Source organism: Aquabacter sp. L1I39 (genome assembly GCF_017742835.1).
Classification (GTDB): Bacteria; Pseudomonadota; Alphaproteobacteria; order Rhizobiales; family Xanthobacteraceae; genus L1I39.
The window spans coordinates 1,321,927-1,337,225 of the sequence record NZ_CP072392.1 but is presented as its reverse complement, the minus strand read 5'-3'; the positions used below and the strand labels follow the sequence as shown (position 1 = coordinate 1,337,225).

The window sequence follows — 15,299 nt, the reverse complement described above, 5'->3', positions numbered from 1 at the left end:
GGGTGTCCATGACGCGGACCCACGCCGGGCGGGAGGCGGCGGCGGGCGAAAGGAGCGGAACGTATGACGCTGCAGCTGCGCGTCCTGAATATCGGTTGCGGCCCAAAGTCCAAGTCCCGCCTGCACCGTGCATTCCACGGCCCCGAATGGGATGAAGTGCGTCTCGACATCGATAAGAATGTGGAACCTGACATTGTGGGTTCCATCGTCGATATGTGGGAAGTGCCGACCGCCAGCTTCGACGCGGTCTGGTCCTCCCACAATGTGGAGCACCTGCACGCCCACGAGGTCCAACCCGCTTTGCGGGAGATCCGCCGCGTGCTGAAGCCGGGGGGCTTTTGTCTGATCACCTGCCCCGACATCGAGGTGGTGGCGCGGCTGATCGTCGAGGGCAAGCTCGACGATCCCGCCTATATTTCCAGCGCCGGCCCCATCACGCCCATCGACATGATGTTCGGCCACGGCGCCTCCATCGCCGCCGGACAGCGCTACATGGCGCACAACACCGCTTTCAGCCTCAAGCGGCTCGGCGACCAGTTGGTCCAGGCGGGCTTTGGCGAAGCGCGCGGGCTGACCCATCTGTTCGACCTTTGGGTGGTGGGCGCTGCCGGCAGCCTGGACCTGGCGCGGCACACGCTTGCCGGCGTGCCGCCGCTCGACGCCTTGTTCGACGACGTGCCGCAAGCCATGCCGGCTTTTGCGCGATGAGCACCGCGCGCGCCCCCCTCGCCCCCAGTGCGGAGGCGCGCGCCATCGCCGACCGCGACCTACCGGTTCTTGTCGTACGTTGCCTGTCGGACGGCCGGCCGCAGGAGGCCCTCGCTTATGCGGAGCGGGCCTGCCGCATGGCGGCCGTCCCCGATCCTGACGTCCTGATGCTGCGGGCGCGGGCCTATGCCGCCCTCGATCTGCCCGAACCCGCCTTGTCGGACGCCGCCAACGCGCTGGGCATCGACCCCAACCATTCCGAAGCCGCCGCCCTGATTCTTGCCCTTGCGCCGGACGAAGGCAGCCGGCGCGCGGCGGCGGACATCGTCCTCGGCTCCAGCCCGCGCGCCTCCGATCTCAAGGCGGCCCTGGCGGTGCTGAAGGCGGATGGCACGCCTGGACATGCCAGCCTGCGTTTCACCGCCGCAGGCCTTGAAGGGCGCGTGGTCTGGGAGGCCGGGACCGAGGCTGTGGTGGTGACCGAGGGCGAGGACGAGGCGGCGCACCTGCCCATCGCCTCTGCTGCCAATCATCCGCTTCAGGGCCCGTTCGCGCAGGCGGCCGACCTTTTCCTCTGCCTGCCCCCCACCGTGCATGCCGCACGGTTGGAGGTGGACGGCACCCTTCTCGCGCAGGCACGCCGCACGGCGCGCCGCGCTCTTCCTTCGGCTCTGCCTTCGCCCCTGCCCGCGACAGGCGACGAAGCGCCGGCCGGGGTGACCGTGCTCATTCCCGTCTATGACGATTTTGAAGCCACGGTGCGGTGCGTGGAGAGCGTGCTCGCACACCGGCTGCCTGGCACCCGCCTGGTGCTGGTGGACGATTGCACGCCCGACCCGGCCATCGCTGCCTTTCTGGACGCGCTGGACGCGCCCGACACGCTGGTGCTGAGAAATCCGTCCAATCTGGGCTTCGTGGGCGCGGTCAATCTCGGCCTGGAGGCCATTGGCGGCGGCGACGTGATTCTCCTGAACGCCGACACGGTGGTGCCTGCCGGCTTTGTCGAGCGGCTCGCGGCGGTCGCCTATGGAGCGCCGGACATCGGAACCGTGGTTCCGATGTCCAACAATGGCGAGTTCGTCAGCCTGCCGCGCCCCTTCATCGCCAATCCTCTGCCCGATCCGGACCGGCTCGCCATCATCGATGCCCTGGCCGCACGGGTGAATGCCGGCAAGGTGCGCGACCTGCCGAGCGGTATCGGCTTCTGCCTCTACATCACCCGTCGGTGCCTCGCAGATGTGCCGCGCCTGTCGGAGGGTTGGGGCCGGGGCTATCTGGAGGATGCGGACTTCTGCCTGCGCGCCCGGGCGCGCGGCTGGCGCAATGTGTGCGCCGGCGACATCTTCGTGGGCCATGAGGGTACGCGCTCCTTCAAGGGCGACAAGCGTTCCCTCGTCATGCGCAACCTGCCGCGCCTGGCCGAGCGCTTTCCCACCTACCGGTTGGGCTGCGCCGCCTTTGTTCATGCCGATCCGCTGGCGGACCTGCGCGCCGCCATCGCCCGCGGGCTGCCCGCAGACGGCGTCGCCCGCCGCCTGGTGGTGGCGGGGCCGCGGCTATCCTCATTGCTGGGCCAGCTTCCGTCCCGGACCCTGCCGACGCTGCACCTGGAGGTCCAGGGCACCCCGGCCGCCGCGACCGCGCGCCTGACTGCCCCCGAGGGCGACGGCCCCTGGCGCCTGCCCTTCACACTCGGTGCCGATGATGGCGCGCTGCTCAACCAGTTGCGCGCCTGCGGCGTCGCCGAGATCGAGGTGCTGGCCCATGAGCCGCTCCCCCTTTCGCTCTGGGCGGTGCTGTGCGCCTTGGAGCGCCCGATCGATGTGCGGATTGTCGACCTGCGCACGCTGCCGAGCGCCGCGGATGGTCAAGCCCACGGCCACGGCCTGTGGCCGGCGGGCTGCGAGGCCCATCTCGGCGTGGTCCAGGCGGCCAATGATGCTGTGGAGGCCCGGTTGCGGGCGCAGCCTTTCGCGCCGTTCGACTATCTGAGCCCGCCCATACGCCGCCTGCGCATGGCGGGTGATGTGCCGGCGGCTGCCGCCGGACGAGCGATCGGCATCCTCAGCCCGGTGGCGAGCGCGGCGGGCCTTGCCCTCACGGAGGCCCTGGCCGCGCGCCGTGTCCCGGCGGGGATGGAGGATGCCATCTTCGTGCTGGGTCCCAGCCTTTCGGAAGCGCGCCTGATCAGCCGTCCTTTCGTCTTCCCCCTCGGCCCGGTGTCCCCGCAGGATCTGACCGGCCTCATCGCGCAGCACAAAATCGGCGCCCTCGTCGTGCCTGATCCGCACGCTTTGGGGCATCCCCTGGTGGAGGCGGCAGCCGACCTTCCGGTCCCGGTTGCATGGCCCTTAAAAGAAACACTTTACCCAGGTAGCGATTTGGCACTTGCATTGGGCGCTGCAGCATCGGAATCTGCCTGCCTCATCGACGGCTGGATCGAGAGCAAACGGATCCGATGACCTACGCCCCCCAGATCGCGGCAGACGCCGCGCCACATCTGGAAACGTCCCCCGAACTGCCTTGGGCCGACTTTCATCAGGCCGATGCCGGTGCCTTCGCCGGTTACGCCTTCGTGCCCTCCGATCCGACCCGCAAACTCGCGGTGGAATTGCTGGTGGATGGCGTGCCGGCGGCGGTGTGCCTGGCGGACCTCCATCATCCACGCCTGGCGGAAGCGGGCATCGGCGATGGCTGCCATGGCTTCCGCTTCACCCTCGGTGCCGACGTCCTGGCCGGTGCTGCCCGGATCAGCGCGCGACTCGCCAATACCGACGTGGCGCTGCCCTTGTCCGAGCCCTCGGAGGGCGCGGCGCTGGCCGCGCCGGGCGAAGCGGGCGCGGTGGAATGGCTCGGCGGCCTGCGCTTTCGCGGCTGGCTGAAGGCCACCAGCGACACCCCCTTTGTCCTGGTGACGGTGGACGGCGAAGATGTCTGCGAGATCGCGGCGGACCTGTGGACCGTCGCGCAGGCCGATGGCTCCCTTCTGCCGGCGCGCGGCTTCGATTTCACCTTGCCTGATGTCTTCGCCGACGGCGTCGCCCATTTGGCGCGCTTCTCCATCCGCAACCAGGCCATCGGCCAGGGGGCGGTGGCGTTCCTCGCCTTTCCAGACAGCCTGAGGCAGGCGCTCGACCGCCTGTCTGTGCCGGCCAGCGAGGCGCTGCGGGCGGACCTGTTCGACCGCATGCTGCCCCGCTCCATTCCCTTCGAGCGCTATGAGGCCTGGCGGGAGGCGCAGGCGGCCGATCTGCCGGCCTTCCCGGCGGAAAGCTCGCCCATCGGCATCGTTCTCCTGGGCGAGCTCAATCTGGAGGACAGCCTCAACACCCTGTCGCGGGAGCCGGAAGGCTGGATCGTCGGCGTGGTGCCAAGCGACATGGCGCAGGCGGAGTTCGACCCGGCCTCGGTGGCGGACTTCGCGCGCGCCGAGGCGCAGGAGTGCCAGTCCTTCCTCTTCCTGCCGTCCGGCAGCCGCATCCATGCCGGCACGCTGGCGCGCATCGCCCTCGCCTTCGAAGCCCATCCCGACGCCAACCTCATCCACCTCGACCTCGACGTGGAAGGCGCGGACGGACGGCGTTGGCCGCTGGCCCTGCCCGCGGGGGATTATGAGCGGCTGCTGGAGCAGGGCTATCCGGCCCGGGCCTTTGCCATTCGCCGACTCGCCCTGGAGACCAGCCTGCGCCGCGGCGCGCGGAACATCTTCCGGCTGGTGAATGCCGTCTATGATTCCCATCCCCATGCCGCCGCCCCGCCTCTGCATCTGAGCGGGGCCTGCGTCACGGTTCCCGGCCCGCTGCTGCGGGAGGGGGAAAAGAGCTTGCGGGCGGCGACCCAGGATCACCTGCGGTCCCTGAGAGTGGAAGCCTCGTGCCTGCCGGCCTCCGGCTCCGCCCTGCCTGCGGTGCGCGTCGCCCGTGCGCCGGAACCCGGACGGGTCTCGGTGGTGGTCAATGCCATGGCCGCACCGGACCTGGTCTCGCGTAGCCTCGCCTCCCTGATCCCGGCGATCCGCCGCCTGTCGGGGGAACTGATCCTGATGCTGGATCCCGCACGGCCGGTGCCTGTTCTGCCCATGGGCTTCCGGCAGGTGCCGTGCGTGCATCTCAGCCGAGCCGCTGCCATCAATGCCGGCCTGCGGGCTGCCCAAGGCGACATCCTGGTGCATGTGGATGCGGGCGTCGTCTCCCAGGACGGTGCCTGGCTCGACGAGGTGCTGGGCCGGCTCTCCGCCCCCGGCGTCGGGGCCGCTGCCGGTCTGTTGCGTGACCCTGATGGCGGGGTCATGGATGCCGGCTATGTGCTGGGGCCGAAGTTCGATGCCCTCCCTGCCTTCCAGGACCGGGTCGGGCGGGACCCGGGCTATGGTGACCTGCTCCAGGTTGCCCATGAGGTGGGCGCCCTTTCCTGGCGGTTCATCGCCCTGCGCGCCCATGCCTTCAACGCGCTGGAGGGGCTGGACGAGCAGCATTTCCCCTCCTTCCTGTTCGACGTGGACTTCAGCCTGCGCCTGCGGGCGCTCGGCCGTCGGCTCATCCTGACGCCCCATGCCCGCACCAGTGTCGAGAGCGGCGGAGGCGGCCCCCGCGGTGCCCTGCAGCGTGAGCGCCGCGACCGGGAGCTTCGGGCCCTGCGCGCCCGATGGGGCATGGAATTGTCGGATGATCCCTATTACAGCCCTCTGATGACGCAGGACGGCGTGCCCTATTCCGCCCTGGCCTGGCCGCCAGCGCCCCCTGCGCTGCGGCGAGCGGCACGTCCCGACGGCGGAGCCTTGCCCGTCGGGCTCTGAACGACCGCCATTTCAGAAGAATGAGCGTCGCGCAGCGTTCCGCGCGCCGTGGACCCTTGCCTGCGCGAGATCGTGAGACTTCGCCCTCCTTCGCCGGCAGCGCGAACGAACGTTCACTCTTGACCACGACCCGGAACGGCCCATATGAGAGCGAACATTCATTCGCATCCTTGAGGCACCTCGTGCACGACGTGGTAACGTCGCCCCCGTCCGATCACCGCACGGACCAGCAGCGGCGCATTCTTGCCGCGGCCGCGACCTGCTTTGCCCGCTCCGGCTTCCACGGCACCTCCATGCAGCAGATCTGCACCGAGGCAGGAATGAGCCCCGGTGCCCTCTACCGTTACTTCCCCTCCAAGGAATCTCTTATCGGCGCCATCGTGGAGAGCGAGCGCACGGAGCGCGCGCAGCTGTTTCAGCAGGTCTTCAACGCGCCGAGCTTCCTCGATGGCCTGGCCGCCGGGCTCGTCACCATCCTCACCGAGGACACCCTGCTGTGCGCGAAGCTGGGACCGGAGATCATGGTGGAATCGATCCGCAATGCCCGCCTGCGGGACGAGGTGGAACCAATGGAGGCGGAGACCCGGGATATGCTGCGCAGCGCCATCACCGCCGCAGCGGCAGAAGGGCAGATCGACTCCACGGCGGATCCCGACGACCTGATGGTTCTCCTTCAGGCCATCGGCGACGGGTTGCTGCTCTATAGCCAGCTCCATCCCGAAGCTAAAATCGCCGATCGCATCCCTGCCTTCTCCACGCTCGTGGGCCGCATGCTCAAGCCTGAGTCAGGGCCGGGGGAGCACACGCCATGACCGGCCCGCGCCACGAGGATGACGCGATCCTCTCCCATGGTCACGAGCAAGTTTACCGAGCGCACGGCGCCCGGCCATTCCCATTCACGTCTTGGAACCCCGTCCCCATGCGCCGCCTCGCCTCCTGTCTCGGCCTCGGCCTCGCCCTCACACTCGCCGTCACCGGCCCGGCGCGCGCGGATGCGCAGCCGGCCCAGGGCAGCAAGGGCCTGACGGTTACCGTGACCCGGCCGCAAACCCGCCTCATGACGGAGACCCTGCTGGCCACCGGCTCGCTCAAGGCGCGCGAGGAGATCCAGATCGGGCCGGAAGTGGAAGGCTACCGACTGATCGAACTGCTCGCGGACGTGGGCGACCGGGTCGAGAAAGGTCAGGTGCTCGCGCGCCTCTCGCGCGACATGCTCCAGGTGCAGCTCGCCCAGAACACGGCCAACGGCGCGCGCGCGGAAGCCGCCATCGCCCAGCAGCGCGCCACCCTCGACCAGATGCTGGCCCAGGAGACCGAGGCCACGTCGGCGGTGGATCGGGCGCGCCAGTTGCGCAAGACCGGCGTCATTTCCCAGGAAGCCTTGGATGAGCGCGAGCGCGCCGTGAAGGTCGCCGCCGCCCAGGTGGCCGCCACCCGGCAGGCCCTCCTCGCCGCCGAGGCGGATGCTAAGCTCGTCAAGGCCCAGCGGGACGAGATCGAACTGCGGATGCAGCGCACCGAGGTGCGTTCGCCCGAAGCCGGGGTGATCCTGACCCGGGATGCGCGCGTGGGCTCCATCGTGCTGTCCACGCGGTCCGACCCCCTTTTCCGCATCGCCAAGAACGGCGCCATCGATCTGGAAGCGGAGGTGCCGGAGGCGTCCATGCCGCGCATCGCCGTTGGGCAGCGCGTGGAGGTCACGCCTGCGGGCTTTACCAAGCCCGTTCAGGGCGAAGTGCGTCTCATCTCGGCGCAGCTGGACAAGTCCACGCGCCTCGGCAACGTGGAAATCGCACTGCCCGAGAACGCCCAGCTTCGGCCCGGCACCTATGCGCGGGGGTTGATCGAGATCGGCCGGCGTGAGGGGCTCGTGGTGCCGCAGTCGGCCGTGCTGTTCGACGCGAAGGGCGCCTATGTGCTGGTGGTGACCGACGGCATTGTGGCCGAGCGACGCGTCGAACCGGGCCTGAAGGATGACGGCCGGGTGGAATTGGTGCACGGCGTGAGCGCCAGCGACCAGGTGGTGGTGCGGGCCGGCGGCTTCCTGCGGGAGGGCGACCATGTCACCCCCGTGGAAGCCCTGCAGACCGCGAAGGACGCCCGCTGATGGCGCTCAACATTTCCGCCTGGGCGATCCGCAAGCCCATTCCCGCGCTCGTCCTGTTCGTGGTGCTGACCGCGCTCGGCATCGTGCATTTCCGGTCCCTGCCGGTGACGCAAATGCCGAACATCGACGTGCCCATCGTCATGGTCACAGTCACCCAGCCCGGCTCTGCCCCAAGCGAACTGGAGACCCAGGTAACTAAGAAGATTGAGAATGCGGTCGCCGGCGTCTCCGGAGTGAAGCACATCTCCTCCTCCATCTCGGAGGGCGCATCCGTCACCACCATCGAGTTCCACCTGGAAACGGCAGTGGACCGGGCGGTGAACGACACCCGCGACGCAGTGACGAAGATCAGGACCGAGCTGCCCCAATCCATCGACGAACCGTTGATCCAGCGCGTCGACATTGAGGGCCTGCCCATCATAACCTTCGCGGTCTCTTCAGCGACGCTGAGCCCGGAGGAATTGTCCTGGTTTGTGGACGACACGGTCGCACGCGCCGTGCAGGGCATTCGCGGCGTGGCGCAAGTAAAGCGCGAAGGCGGCGTCGACCGGGAGATCCGCGTCTCGCTCGATCCCGACCGGCTGATGGCGCTCGGCATTACCGCGGCCGAAGTCAGCCGCCAGCTCAAGGCCACCAATCTCGACGTGTCCGGAGGGCGCGGCGAGGTGGGCACGCAGGAGCAGTCCATCCGCACGCTGGCGGGCGCCACCACCGTGGACGCCCTCGCCGACATGCGCATCGTGCTGTCCAATGGGCGCTATGTGCGCCTCAAGACTCTCGGCCGTGTCTATGATGGCTCGGCGGAGCCGCGCGTGTTTGCGCGGCTCGATGGGCGGCCCGTGGTGGCCTTCGGCGTCTATCGCGCCAAAGGCTTTTCCGATGTGGTGGTGGAGGAGCGCGTCCAGGCCGAGATCAAGAAGCTCGGCGCGGCCCATCCCGACGTCACCTTCTCCATGATCGACACCACGGTGCGCTACACCAAGGCGGACTACGAGTCCGCCATGCACACCCTGATCGAGGGCGCGATTCTCGCCGTGGTGGTGGTGTTCCTGTTCCTGAGGGACTGGCGGGCCACCATCATCACCACGCTGGCCATCCCGCTCTCCATCCTGCCCACCTTCTGGATCATGGACCTGCTGGGCTTCTCGCTGAATGCGGTGAGCCTCCTGGCCATCACGCTGGTGACCGGCATCCTGGTGGACGATGCCATCGTTGAGATCGAGAACATCGTCCGGCACATGCGGCAGGGCAAGTCGCCTTACCGCGCCTCCATCGAGGCGGCGGACGAGATCGGCCTCGCGGTGGTGGCGACCACGCTCACCATCGCCGCCGTGTTCGTGCCGGTCTCCTTCATGGGTGGCATTGCCGGCCAGTATTTCAAGCAGTTCGGCATCACGGTCGCCATCGCGGTGCTGTTCTCCCTGGCGGTGGCCCGGCTCATCACGCCCCTGCTCGCCGCCTATTTCCTGCGCGACAGCGGTCATCACCAGGTCAAGGAAGGCATGGTGATGCGCAATTATGTGCGCCTACTGGGCTGGTCGGTGCGGCACCGCTTCGTGACCATCCTCATGGGCTTCGGGGTGTTCGCGGGGACCATCTACCTGTCGACGCTGCTGCCCTCCGGCTTCTTACCCAGCAACGACATCTCGCGCTCCATGCTGTCCATCGAGCTGCCGCCGGGCACCACGCTGGGGGAAACACAGGACGTGTCCGACCGCATCACCCGCCTGCTCCTCGACCAGCCTGAGGTGGCAAGCGTCTATGCCACCGCTGGTACCGGCGGCGACGGGGGAATGGCCCTGTCGGCGGGCGAGGTGCGCAAGTCGCAGATCGTGGCCAACCTGAAGCCACGCAAGGAGCGCGCCGTCGACCAGAAGACCTTTGAGGGCCGCCTGCACGACAAGCTCACTGCTATTCCCGACATGCGCTTCACCTGGAGTCCCAACGGCCAGGCAGCGCAGCGCGGCTTCAGCGTCATCCTCTCCGGCAATGACGGCGAGGCGGTTGAGGAAGCGGCGCTGAAGCTCGAGAAGGAGGTGCGCGACCAGGTGCCGGTGCTCTCCAACGTGGTGTCCAGCGCCTCGCTGGACCGGCCCGAGATCCGCATCATCCCCAAGCTCGACCAAGCGGCGCAGCTCGGCGTCTCGGTGGACACCATCGCGGAGACGGTGCGGATCGCCACCATCGGCGACATCAATGCCAACCTCGCCAAATTCTCGGCCAAGGACCGGCAAATCGACATCCGGGTGCAGATGGACGAGCGGGCGCGGGCGCGCCTGTCCACGTTCGATGCCATCCGCGTGCCCACCAAAACCGGCGTGTCCGTGCCGCTCTCGGCGGTCGCCACCATCGAGTTCGGCAAGGGCCCCACGGCGCTGGAACGCTATGACCGGGCACGGCGCATCGCAGTGGAGGCGGACCTGGTGGGCGACACGCCGCTCGGCACCGCGCTCGAACAGGTCAAGGCGCTTCCCGCGGCCCGCGATCTGCCGGCCGGCGTCACGCTGAAGGAATCGGGCGACGCGGAGATCATGGAGGAGGTGTTCACCGGCTTTGCCCTTGCCATCGCAGCGGGCGTCATGCTGGTGCTGGCGGTGCTGGTGCTGCTGTTCCAGGACGTGCTGCAGCCCATCACCATCCTCATCTCCCTGCCGCTCTCGGTGGGCGGCGCCTTCATCGCCCTGCTGCTGACCGGCAACTCGGTGTCGCTCCCGGTGGTCATCGGCTTCCTGATGCTCATGGGCATCGTCACCAAGAACGCCATCCTCCTGGTGGATTTCGCGGTGGAAGCCATGGCGCTGGGCCATTCCCGCTTCGAGGCGCTGATGGAAGCGGGGCGCAAGCGCGCCCAACCCATCGTCATGACCACCATCGCCATGGCGGCGGGCATGATCCCCTCGGCCCTGGCCCTAGGCGAAGGCGGTGCCTTCCGCGCGCCCATGGCCATTGCCGTGATCGGAGGCTTGCTGGCCTCCACCGTGCTGTCGCTGGTGTTCGTGCCGGCTGTCTTCACAGTGATGGACGACTTGCGCCGGATTCTCGGCCGGGTGTTCGGACGCTTCATCGGCGCCAGGGACGAGGCGAATACGTCTCATGGGGACCAGCACGACCCGCACCGGAACGCCGCCCCCTATCCCAAGGCGGCAGAGTGATCCGGTCGCGACAAGAGCGACCCAAGTTCTGATTTAAGAACGCCCTCATCAGACGGCGCGGGAGACAAACCTCCCCGCGCCGTTTCCACATGTCATTCGCGCATGTCTGACCCCACTTGACTTGTTCGACAAATCGAACGATGTTGCGCCGCAGGATCTTCAAGAAACGGGTGCGGCCATGACGCGCTGCCGGTGTATGCGAATGTGAAACCCAGCGGCCCCGCACGCCCCGGCGCGCGGTCCGTTGGTTGCATTCGGCATGCGCGCCCGGCTCTGGCTCAGACGCCCGCGCATCTTTCCGCCCACCTCATCTTCTCCCCGCCGCACCTGACGCCCCAGCTCTAAGCCGGTCGCTGGCGTGCGCGGCCTTGCCATGGTGACATGCGCATGAATGCCCTTTCGCCCCTTTCCGCCCCCGTTGCAGCCTTGGCGGACCCAACAGGAAGACCGCAAGCCGTGACGCCCTCCGTCGTCCAGTTCGAGCATGTGGGCAAGACCTTTGCGGCCCGGCGCGGCACGCCCGAGGTCGCGGCGCTCTCGGACGTGAACCTCGCGGTGCCGGAAGGCACCATCGTAGGCGTCATCGGCCGATCGGGCGCCGGCAAGTCCACCCTTATCCGTCTGGTGAACGGGCTGGAGCGCCCCACCTCCGGCCGCGTGGTGGTGGATGGCACCGATATTACCGCTCTGTCGGAGCCGGGCCTGCGCGAGGCACGCCGCTCCATCGGCATGATCTTCCAGCACTTCAACCTGCTGGCCCGCCGCACCGCCTTCGAGAACGCCGCTCTGCCGCTTGAGATTGCCGGTGTCCCCGCCCGCGAGATCAAGGCCCGCGTGGAGCCGCTGCTGGACCTGGTGGGCCTCGCCGACAAGCGCGACCGCTATCCGGCAGAGTTGTCGGGTGGCCAGAAGCAGCGGGTGGGCATTGCGCGGGCCCTCGCCATGCGCCCCCGCGTCCTGCTCTCGGACGAGGCCACCTCGGCGCTGGACCCCGAAACCACCAACCAGATCCTCGCTTTGCTGCGCAAGGTGAATGCGGAGCTGAACCTCACCGTCCTGCTCATCACCCATGAGATGGGAGTGATAAAGGCGGTGGCCGACCGGGTGGCGGTGCTGGACGGCGGGCGGATCGTGGAAGATGGCCCGACCTATGAAATCTTCGCCCGGCCCCAGCACGCCACTACGCGGTCCTTCATCTCGGCCCTGACGGGCGCCTCCCTCCCGCCTTACATCGCCGATCGCCTGCACCCCGAGCCGGTCGCCGGCGGTCAGGCGCTGGTGCGCGTGGTGTTCACCGGTAACCATGCCACCGACCCGGTGCTCTCGCGGGTGTCGCGGGTGCTGGGCATCGACCTCAACATTATCCAGGCCCAGGTGGACGACATTGCCGGCGTGCCGTTCGGCGTGATCGTGGTGGGCGTGCCCAGCACGCCCGGCACCGTGGAGGCCATGCGCGCCGCCGTGGAGCGGCTCGATCTCAGCACGGAGGTGCTCGGCTATGTCGCTTGATTTCCTCACCCCCGCCATGGTCGACCTGCTGATCGAGGCCACCAAGGCCACCCTCTATATGGTGGCCGTGGCCGGCATCATCGGCACCGCCATCGGCCTGCCGCTGGGCGTGTTCCTGGCCACCAGCCGCTCGGGCGAGCTGTTCGCAGCCCCCCTCGTCAACCACGCCTTGGGGCTGGTGGTGAATGCGGCCCGCTCCACGCCCTTCATCATCCTGGTGGTGGCCATCATCCCCTTTACCCGGCTGATCGCCGGCACATCCATCGGCACCAATGCGGCCATCGTCCCGCTGACCGTTGCGGCTGCCCCCTTCATCGCCCGCCTCATCGAAGGGGCCATCCGGGAGGTGGACCAGGGGCTGGTGGAAGCTGCCCGCGCCATGGGCGCAAGCCCGGTGCAGATCGTGGTGAAGGTGCTCCTCCCCGAGGCCCTGCCGGCCATCACGCTGGCCCTGACGCTGGCGGCTGTCAGCCTCCTCGGCTACTCGGCCATGGTGGGCGCGGTGGGTGGCGGCGGCCTCGGCGACCTCGGCATCCGCTTTGGCTACCAGCGCTTCATGCCGGAGGTGATGGCCACCGTGGTGGTGGTGCTGATCCTGCTGGTGCAACTGGTGCAGAGCGCCGGCGACCTGCTCGCCCGCCGCCTCGACAAGCGCAACCGCCGGGACTGACCCGGCGGCCGGTTCCAAAATCCCACGTCTTCAGAAACATCCAGGAGAAATCCCATGACCCTTCGCAGCCTTCTGGCCGGCGTGGCCCTGGCGCTCGTCGCCACCGCCGCCGGCGCCGAAACCATCAAGGTGGGCGTCACCCCCGGCCCCCATGCCCAGATCCTGGAAGCGGTGAAGCCCATTGCCGCCAAGCAGGGCCTCGACATCCAGATTGTCGAATTCTCCGACTATGTGGTGCCCAACGAGGCGCTGAATTCCGGCGAACTGCAGGCCAACTCGTTCCAGCACCAGCCCTATCTGGATAACCAGGTGGCCGATCGCGGCTACAAGCTGGTGTCGGTGGCTCAGACGGTAAACTTCCCCATCGGCATCTATTCCACCAAGTATAAAAGCCTCGATGATCTGCCGGCGGGCGCGAGCGTTGGCATTCCCAACGATCCCACCAATGGCGGGCGCGTCCTGCTGCTCCTGCGGGACAAGGGCTATATCAAGCTGCGCGACGGCGTCGGCTTCAAGCCGTCGGTGGCGGATATCACCGAGAATCCGAAGAAGCTGAAGATCGTGGAGATCGACGCGGCCCAGCTGCCGCGCTCTCTGCCCGACCTCGCCGCCGCCGGCATCAACACCAATTATGCCAAGGAAGCCGGCTTGGACCCGGTGAAGGATCCCATCCTGCGCGAGGACCCCAAGGGCCCCTATGTGAACGTCATCGCCGTGCGCGTGGCGGACAAGGACAAGCCTTATGTGAAGATCCTGGTGGACAGCTATCGCTCGCCCGAAGTGAAGGAATTCATCCTGACCACCTTCAAGGGCTCCGTGCTGCCGAGCTGGTGAGGACGGCGGGGCCCTTCCTCGCCTCCTGAAACGTGAAAAGCGCCGCCCCTCCGGAGCGGCGCTTCTTTTTTTGCTGGGACGTCCTTGGCGCCTTTCGGATCAGTCCGCGGCCTCAAGCCGGGACACCACGAGCGTGCGCGCCTCATCCACCAGCGCATCATAATCCTGCGCCATGGGCACACCGACGGCGCTTCCGAGGGCCGTCTTCAAGGTCCAGACCGCGCTCATGTCGGCGGGATGCTCCAGCACATCCCGCAATTGCTCCGCCCCTCCCTCGTCCATGATGCGGGCGAGGAGATCCAACAACACAACGGCCACCGGCTTATCCAGCACCAGCGCCACTTCGCCGGCGAGCGCTGCGGCGGTATCGATCTCGGTTTCCTGGAACGGGCTCTCGGTCATGGCGCGGGGCCTTCCTGTTCGATCCGCCGGCGAGCCTCCGCTGACGGAAGTGTTTGATCGACTATGGATCAGATCGCCGCCCAATCCGATGGCATTCTGCATAGGGCGCCTTTGTGGCCGGCTCGCGCCGCGCGAGCGCGCCCCCCTTCACAAGGGCTTGCGTGCCACCAGGAAGAGACGGGGAAAAGCCAGCAGCACCTTGCCGTCGGCGTGGACCGGATAATGGGGCGCGACCAGTTCGGTGTAGCGCGCCAGATAGGCTTCCCGCTCCTCGGGGGTGAGCGGATCGAGGAATGGGCGCAGGCCCGTGCTCTTCACCCACTCGGCAATGGCGGTGTGGCCATTGAGCGGATGGTGATAGGTGGTGCGCCAGATGTCGAGCGCGGCGCAATGGGGACGCAGCATGGCGTAATAGCCATCGACGCTCGGCAATGACGTGCGGGCATCGGCGGCGGACTTCAGCTTGTCCGCCCATGGCGCTTCTGCCGCGGCAACCCGCATCGCCACATGGGAGGACTCCTCCAGATTGTCGGGCATCTGAACGGCAAGCACGCCCCCCGGCGCCAGTTGTTCCATGAGGCGGGGCATCAGAGCCTCATGGTCCGGCACCCATTGCAGCACCGCATTGGCAAACAGCACGTCGGCCGGGATTTCCAGGGAGAGTGCCGAGACGTCGCCGCGCAGGAAGGTGGCTCCGGGCAAACGCTTGCGAGCGGCGGCGATCATGTCTGGCGAGGTGTCGATGCCAGCCACCTGCGCCTGGGGGAAGCGGTGGGCCAGGAGTTCCGTGGAATTGCCGGGGCCGCAGCCGAGATCCACCACATATTTGGGGGCGATCGGCGGGATGCGCGCGAGAAGGTCCGATGAGGGGCGCGTGCGCTCATCCTCGAACTTCAAATAGAGCGCGGCGTCCCAGTCTTCCGCCTGCCCCGGTCCCGTGCTGGCCATGGTGCCCTCCCCTCTCGTGCGGGAGGATGCATACGCCGATGGCGCGCCCGCGCAAGAGGACGGCGGCTGGCGACCGGGACCTTCGGCCTCAGTCTGCTCTGGCCCTGCGCCTTTGAATGCTGTGTGTCGGACACGAAAAACCCCCGGTGCTCTTTCGAGCATCGGGGGTTTTGT

At 67.9% G+C, this 15,299-nt stretch carries 11 protein-coding genes; 9 read left to right on the top strand and 2 right to left on the bottom strand.

What is annotated here, in order from left to right:
- Positions 1 to 63: 63 nt before the first annotated feature.
- From J5J86_RS05845 to J5J86_RS05805, 9 genes are all read left to right on the top strand, one after another.
- A complete protein-coding gene (locus J5J86_RS05845) occupies positions 64 to 708 on the top strand; it encodes a class I SAM-dependent methyltransferase (RefSeq protein WP_209103932.1) in 645 nt (214 codons plus the stop codon).
- Positions 705 to 3,170: a glycosyltransferase family 2 protein gene (locus tag J5J86_RS05840; protein ID WP_209103931.1), complete on the top strand. Its 2,466-nt coding sequence runs from the start codon at positions 705 to 707 to the stop codon at positions 3,168 to 3,170. The genes J5J86_RS05845 and J5J86_RS05840 overlap by 4 nt, the downstream gene beginning before the upstream one ends.
- Positions 3,167 to 5,503 (top strand): glycosyltransferase, encoded by a 2,337-nt coding sequence (locus J5J86_RS05835; RefSeq protein ID WP_209103930.1) that lies wholly within the window; start codon positions 3,167 to 3,169, stop codon positions 5,501 to 5,503. The genes J5J86_RS05840 and J5J86_RS05835 overlap by 4 nt, the downstream gene beginning before the upstream one ends.
- Before the next feature lie 182 nt (positions 5,504 to 5,685).
- Positions 5,686 to 6,315: a TetR/AcrR family transcriptional regulator gene (locus tag J5J86_RS05830; RefSeq protein ID WP_209103929.1), complete on the top strand. Its 630-nt coding sequence runs from the start codon at positions 5,686 to 5,688 to the stop codon at positions 6,313 to 6,315.
- Between the two features lie 107 nt (positions 6,316 to 6,422).
- Complete coding sequence (locus J5J86_RS05825; RefSeq protein ID WP_209103928.1) at positions 6,423 to 7,610, top strand: efflux RND transporter periplasmic adaptor subunit; 1,188 nt, start codon at positions 6,423 to 6,425, stop codon at positions 7,608 to 7,610.
- Positions 7,610 to 10,762, top strand: coding sequence for an efflux RND transporter permease subunit (locus J5J86_RS05820; RefSeq protein ID WP_209103927.1), 3,153 nt, complete (start codon positions 7,610 to 7,612; stop codon positions 10,760 to 10,762). The genes J5J86_RS05825 and J5J86_RS05820 overlap by 1 nt, the downstream gene beginning before the upstream one ends.
- Positions 10,763 to 11,149: 387 nt before the next feature.
- Complete coding sequence (locus J5J86_RS05815; protein WP_446698662.1) at positions 11,150 to 12,271, top strand: methionine ABC transporter ATP-binding protein; 1,122 nt, start codon at positions 11,150 to 11,152, stop codon at positions 12,269 to 12,271.
- Positions 12,261 to 12,941, top strand: coding sequence for a methionine ABC transporter permease (locus J5J86_RS05810; RefSeq protein WP_209103925.1), 681 nt, complete (start codon positions 12,261 to 12,263; stop codon positions 12,939 to 12,941). The genes J5J86_RS05815 and J5J86_RS05810 overlap by 11 nt, the downstream gene beginning before the upstream one ends.
- Positions 12,942 to 12,995: 54 nt before the next feature.
- Positions 12,996 to 13,775, top strand: coding sequence for a MetQ/NlpA family ABC transporter substrate-binding protein (locus J5J86_RS05805; RefSeq protein WP_209103924.1), 780 nt, complete (start codon positions 12,996 to 12,998; stop codon positions 13,773 to 13,775).
- Between the two features lie 99 nt (positions 13,776 to 13,874).
- Here J5J86_RS05805 and J5J86_RS05800 read toward each other — a convergent pair whose 3' ends face one another.
- Together J5J86_RS05800 and tam are read right to left on the bottom strand one after the other, a co-directional pair.
- On the bottom strand, positions 13,875 to 14,177 hold the full coding sequence (locus J5J86_RS05800) for a hypothetical protein (RefSeq protein WP_209103923.1): 303 nt from the start codon (positions 14,175 to 14,177) through the stop codon (positions 13,875 to 13,877).
- 147 nt (positions 14,178 to 14,324) lie between these two features.
- The gene (tam, locus tag J5J86_RS05795) at positions 14,325 to 15,125 is read right to left on the bottom strand and encodes a trans-aconitate 2-methyltransferase (protein ID WP_209103922.1); all 801 of its coding nucleotides are present in this window, start codon (positions 15,123 to 15,125) and stop codon (positions 14,325 to 14,327) included.
- Positions 15,126 to 15,299 lie beyond the last annotated feature (174 nt).

Excerpts from the sequence above, each read along its gene's own strand:
- J5J86_RS05845 (WP_209103932.1), top strand. The coding sequence starts at position 64 with ATGACGCTGCAGCTGCGCGTCCTGAATATCGGTTGCGGCCCAAAGTCC.
- J5J86_RS05840 (WP_209103931.1), top strand. The coding sequence starts at position 705 with ATGAGCACCGCGCGCGCCCCCCTCGCCCCCAGTGCGGAGGCGCGCGCC.
- J5J86_RS05835 (WP_209103930.1), top strand. The coding sequence starts at position 3,167 with ATGACCTACGCCCCCCAGATCGCGGCAGACGCCGCGCCACATCTGGAA.
- J5J86_RS05825 (WP_209103928.1), top strand. The coding sequence starts at position 6,423 with ATGCGCCGCCTCGCCTCCTGTCTCGGCCTCGGCCTCGCCCTCACACTC.
- J5J86_RS05820 (WP_209103927.1), top strand. The coding sequence starts at position 7,610 with ATGGCGCTCAACATTTCCGCCTGGGCGATCCGCAAGCCCATTCCCGCG.
- J5J86_RS05815 (WP_446698662.1), top strand. The coding sequence starts at position 11,150 with ATGAATGCCCTTTCGCCCCTTTCCGCCCCCGTTGCAGCCTTGGCGGAC.
- J5J86_RS05810 (WP_209103925.1), top strand. The coding sequence starts at position 12,261 with ATGTCGCTTGATTTCCTCACCCCCGCCATGGTCGACCTGCTGATCGAG.
- J5J86_RS05805 (WP_209103924.1), top strand. The coding sequence starts at position 12,996 with ATGACCCTTCGCAGCCTTCTGGCCGGCGTGGCCCTGGCGCTCGTCGCC.
- J5J86_RS05800 (WP_209103923.1), bottom strand. The coding sequence starts at position 14,177 with ATGACCGAGAGCCCGTTCCAGGAAACCGAGATCGATACCGCCGCAGCG.
- tam (WP_209103922.1), bottom strand. The coding sequence starts at position 15,125 with ATGGCCAGCACGGGACCGGGGCAGGCGGAAGACTGGGACGCCGCGCTC.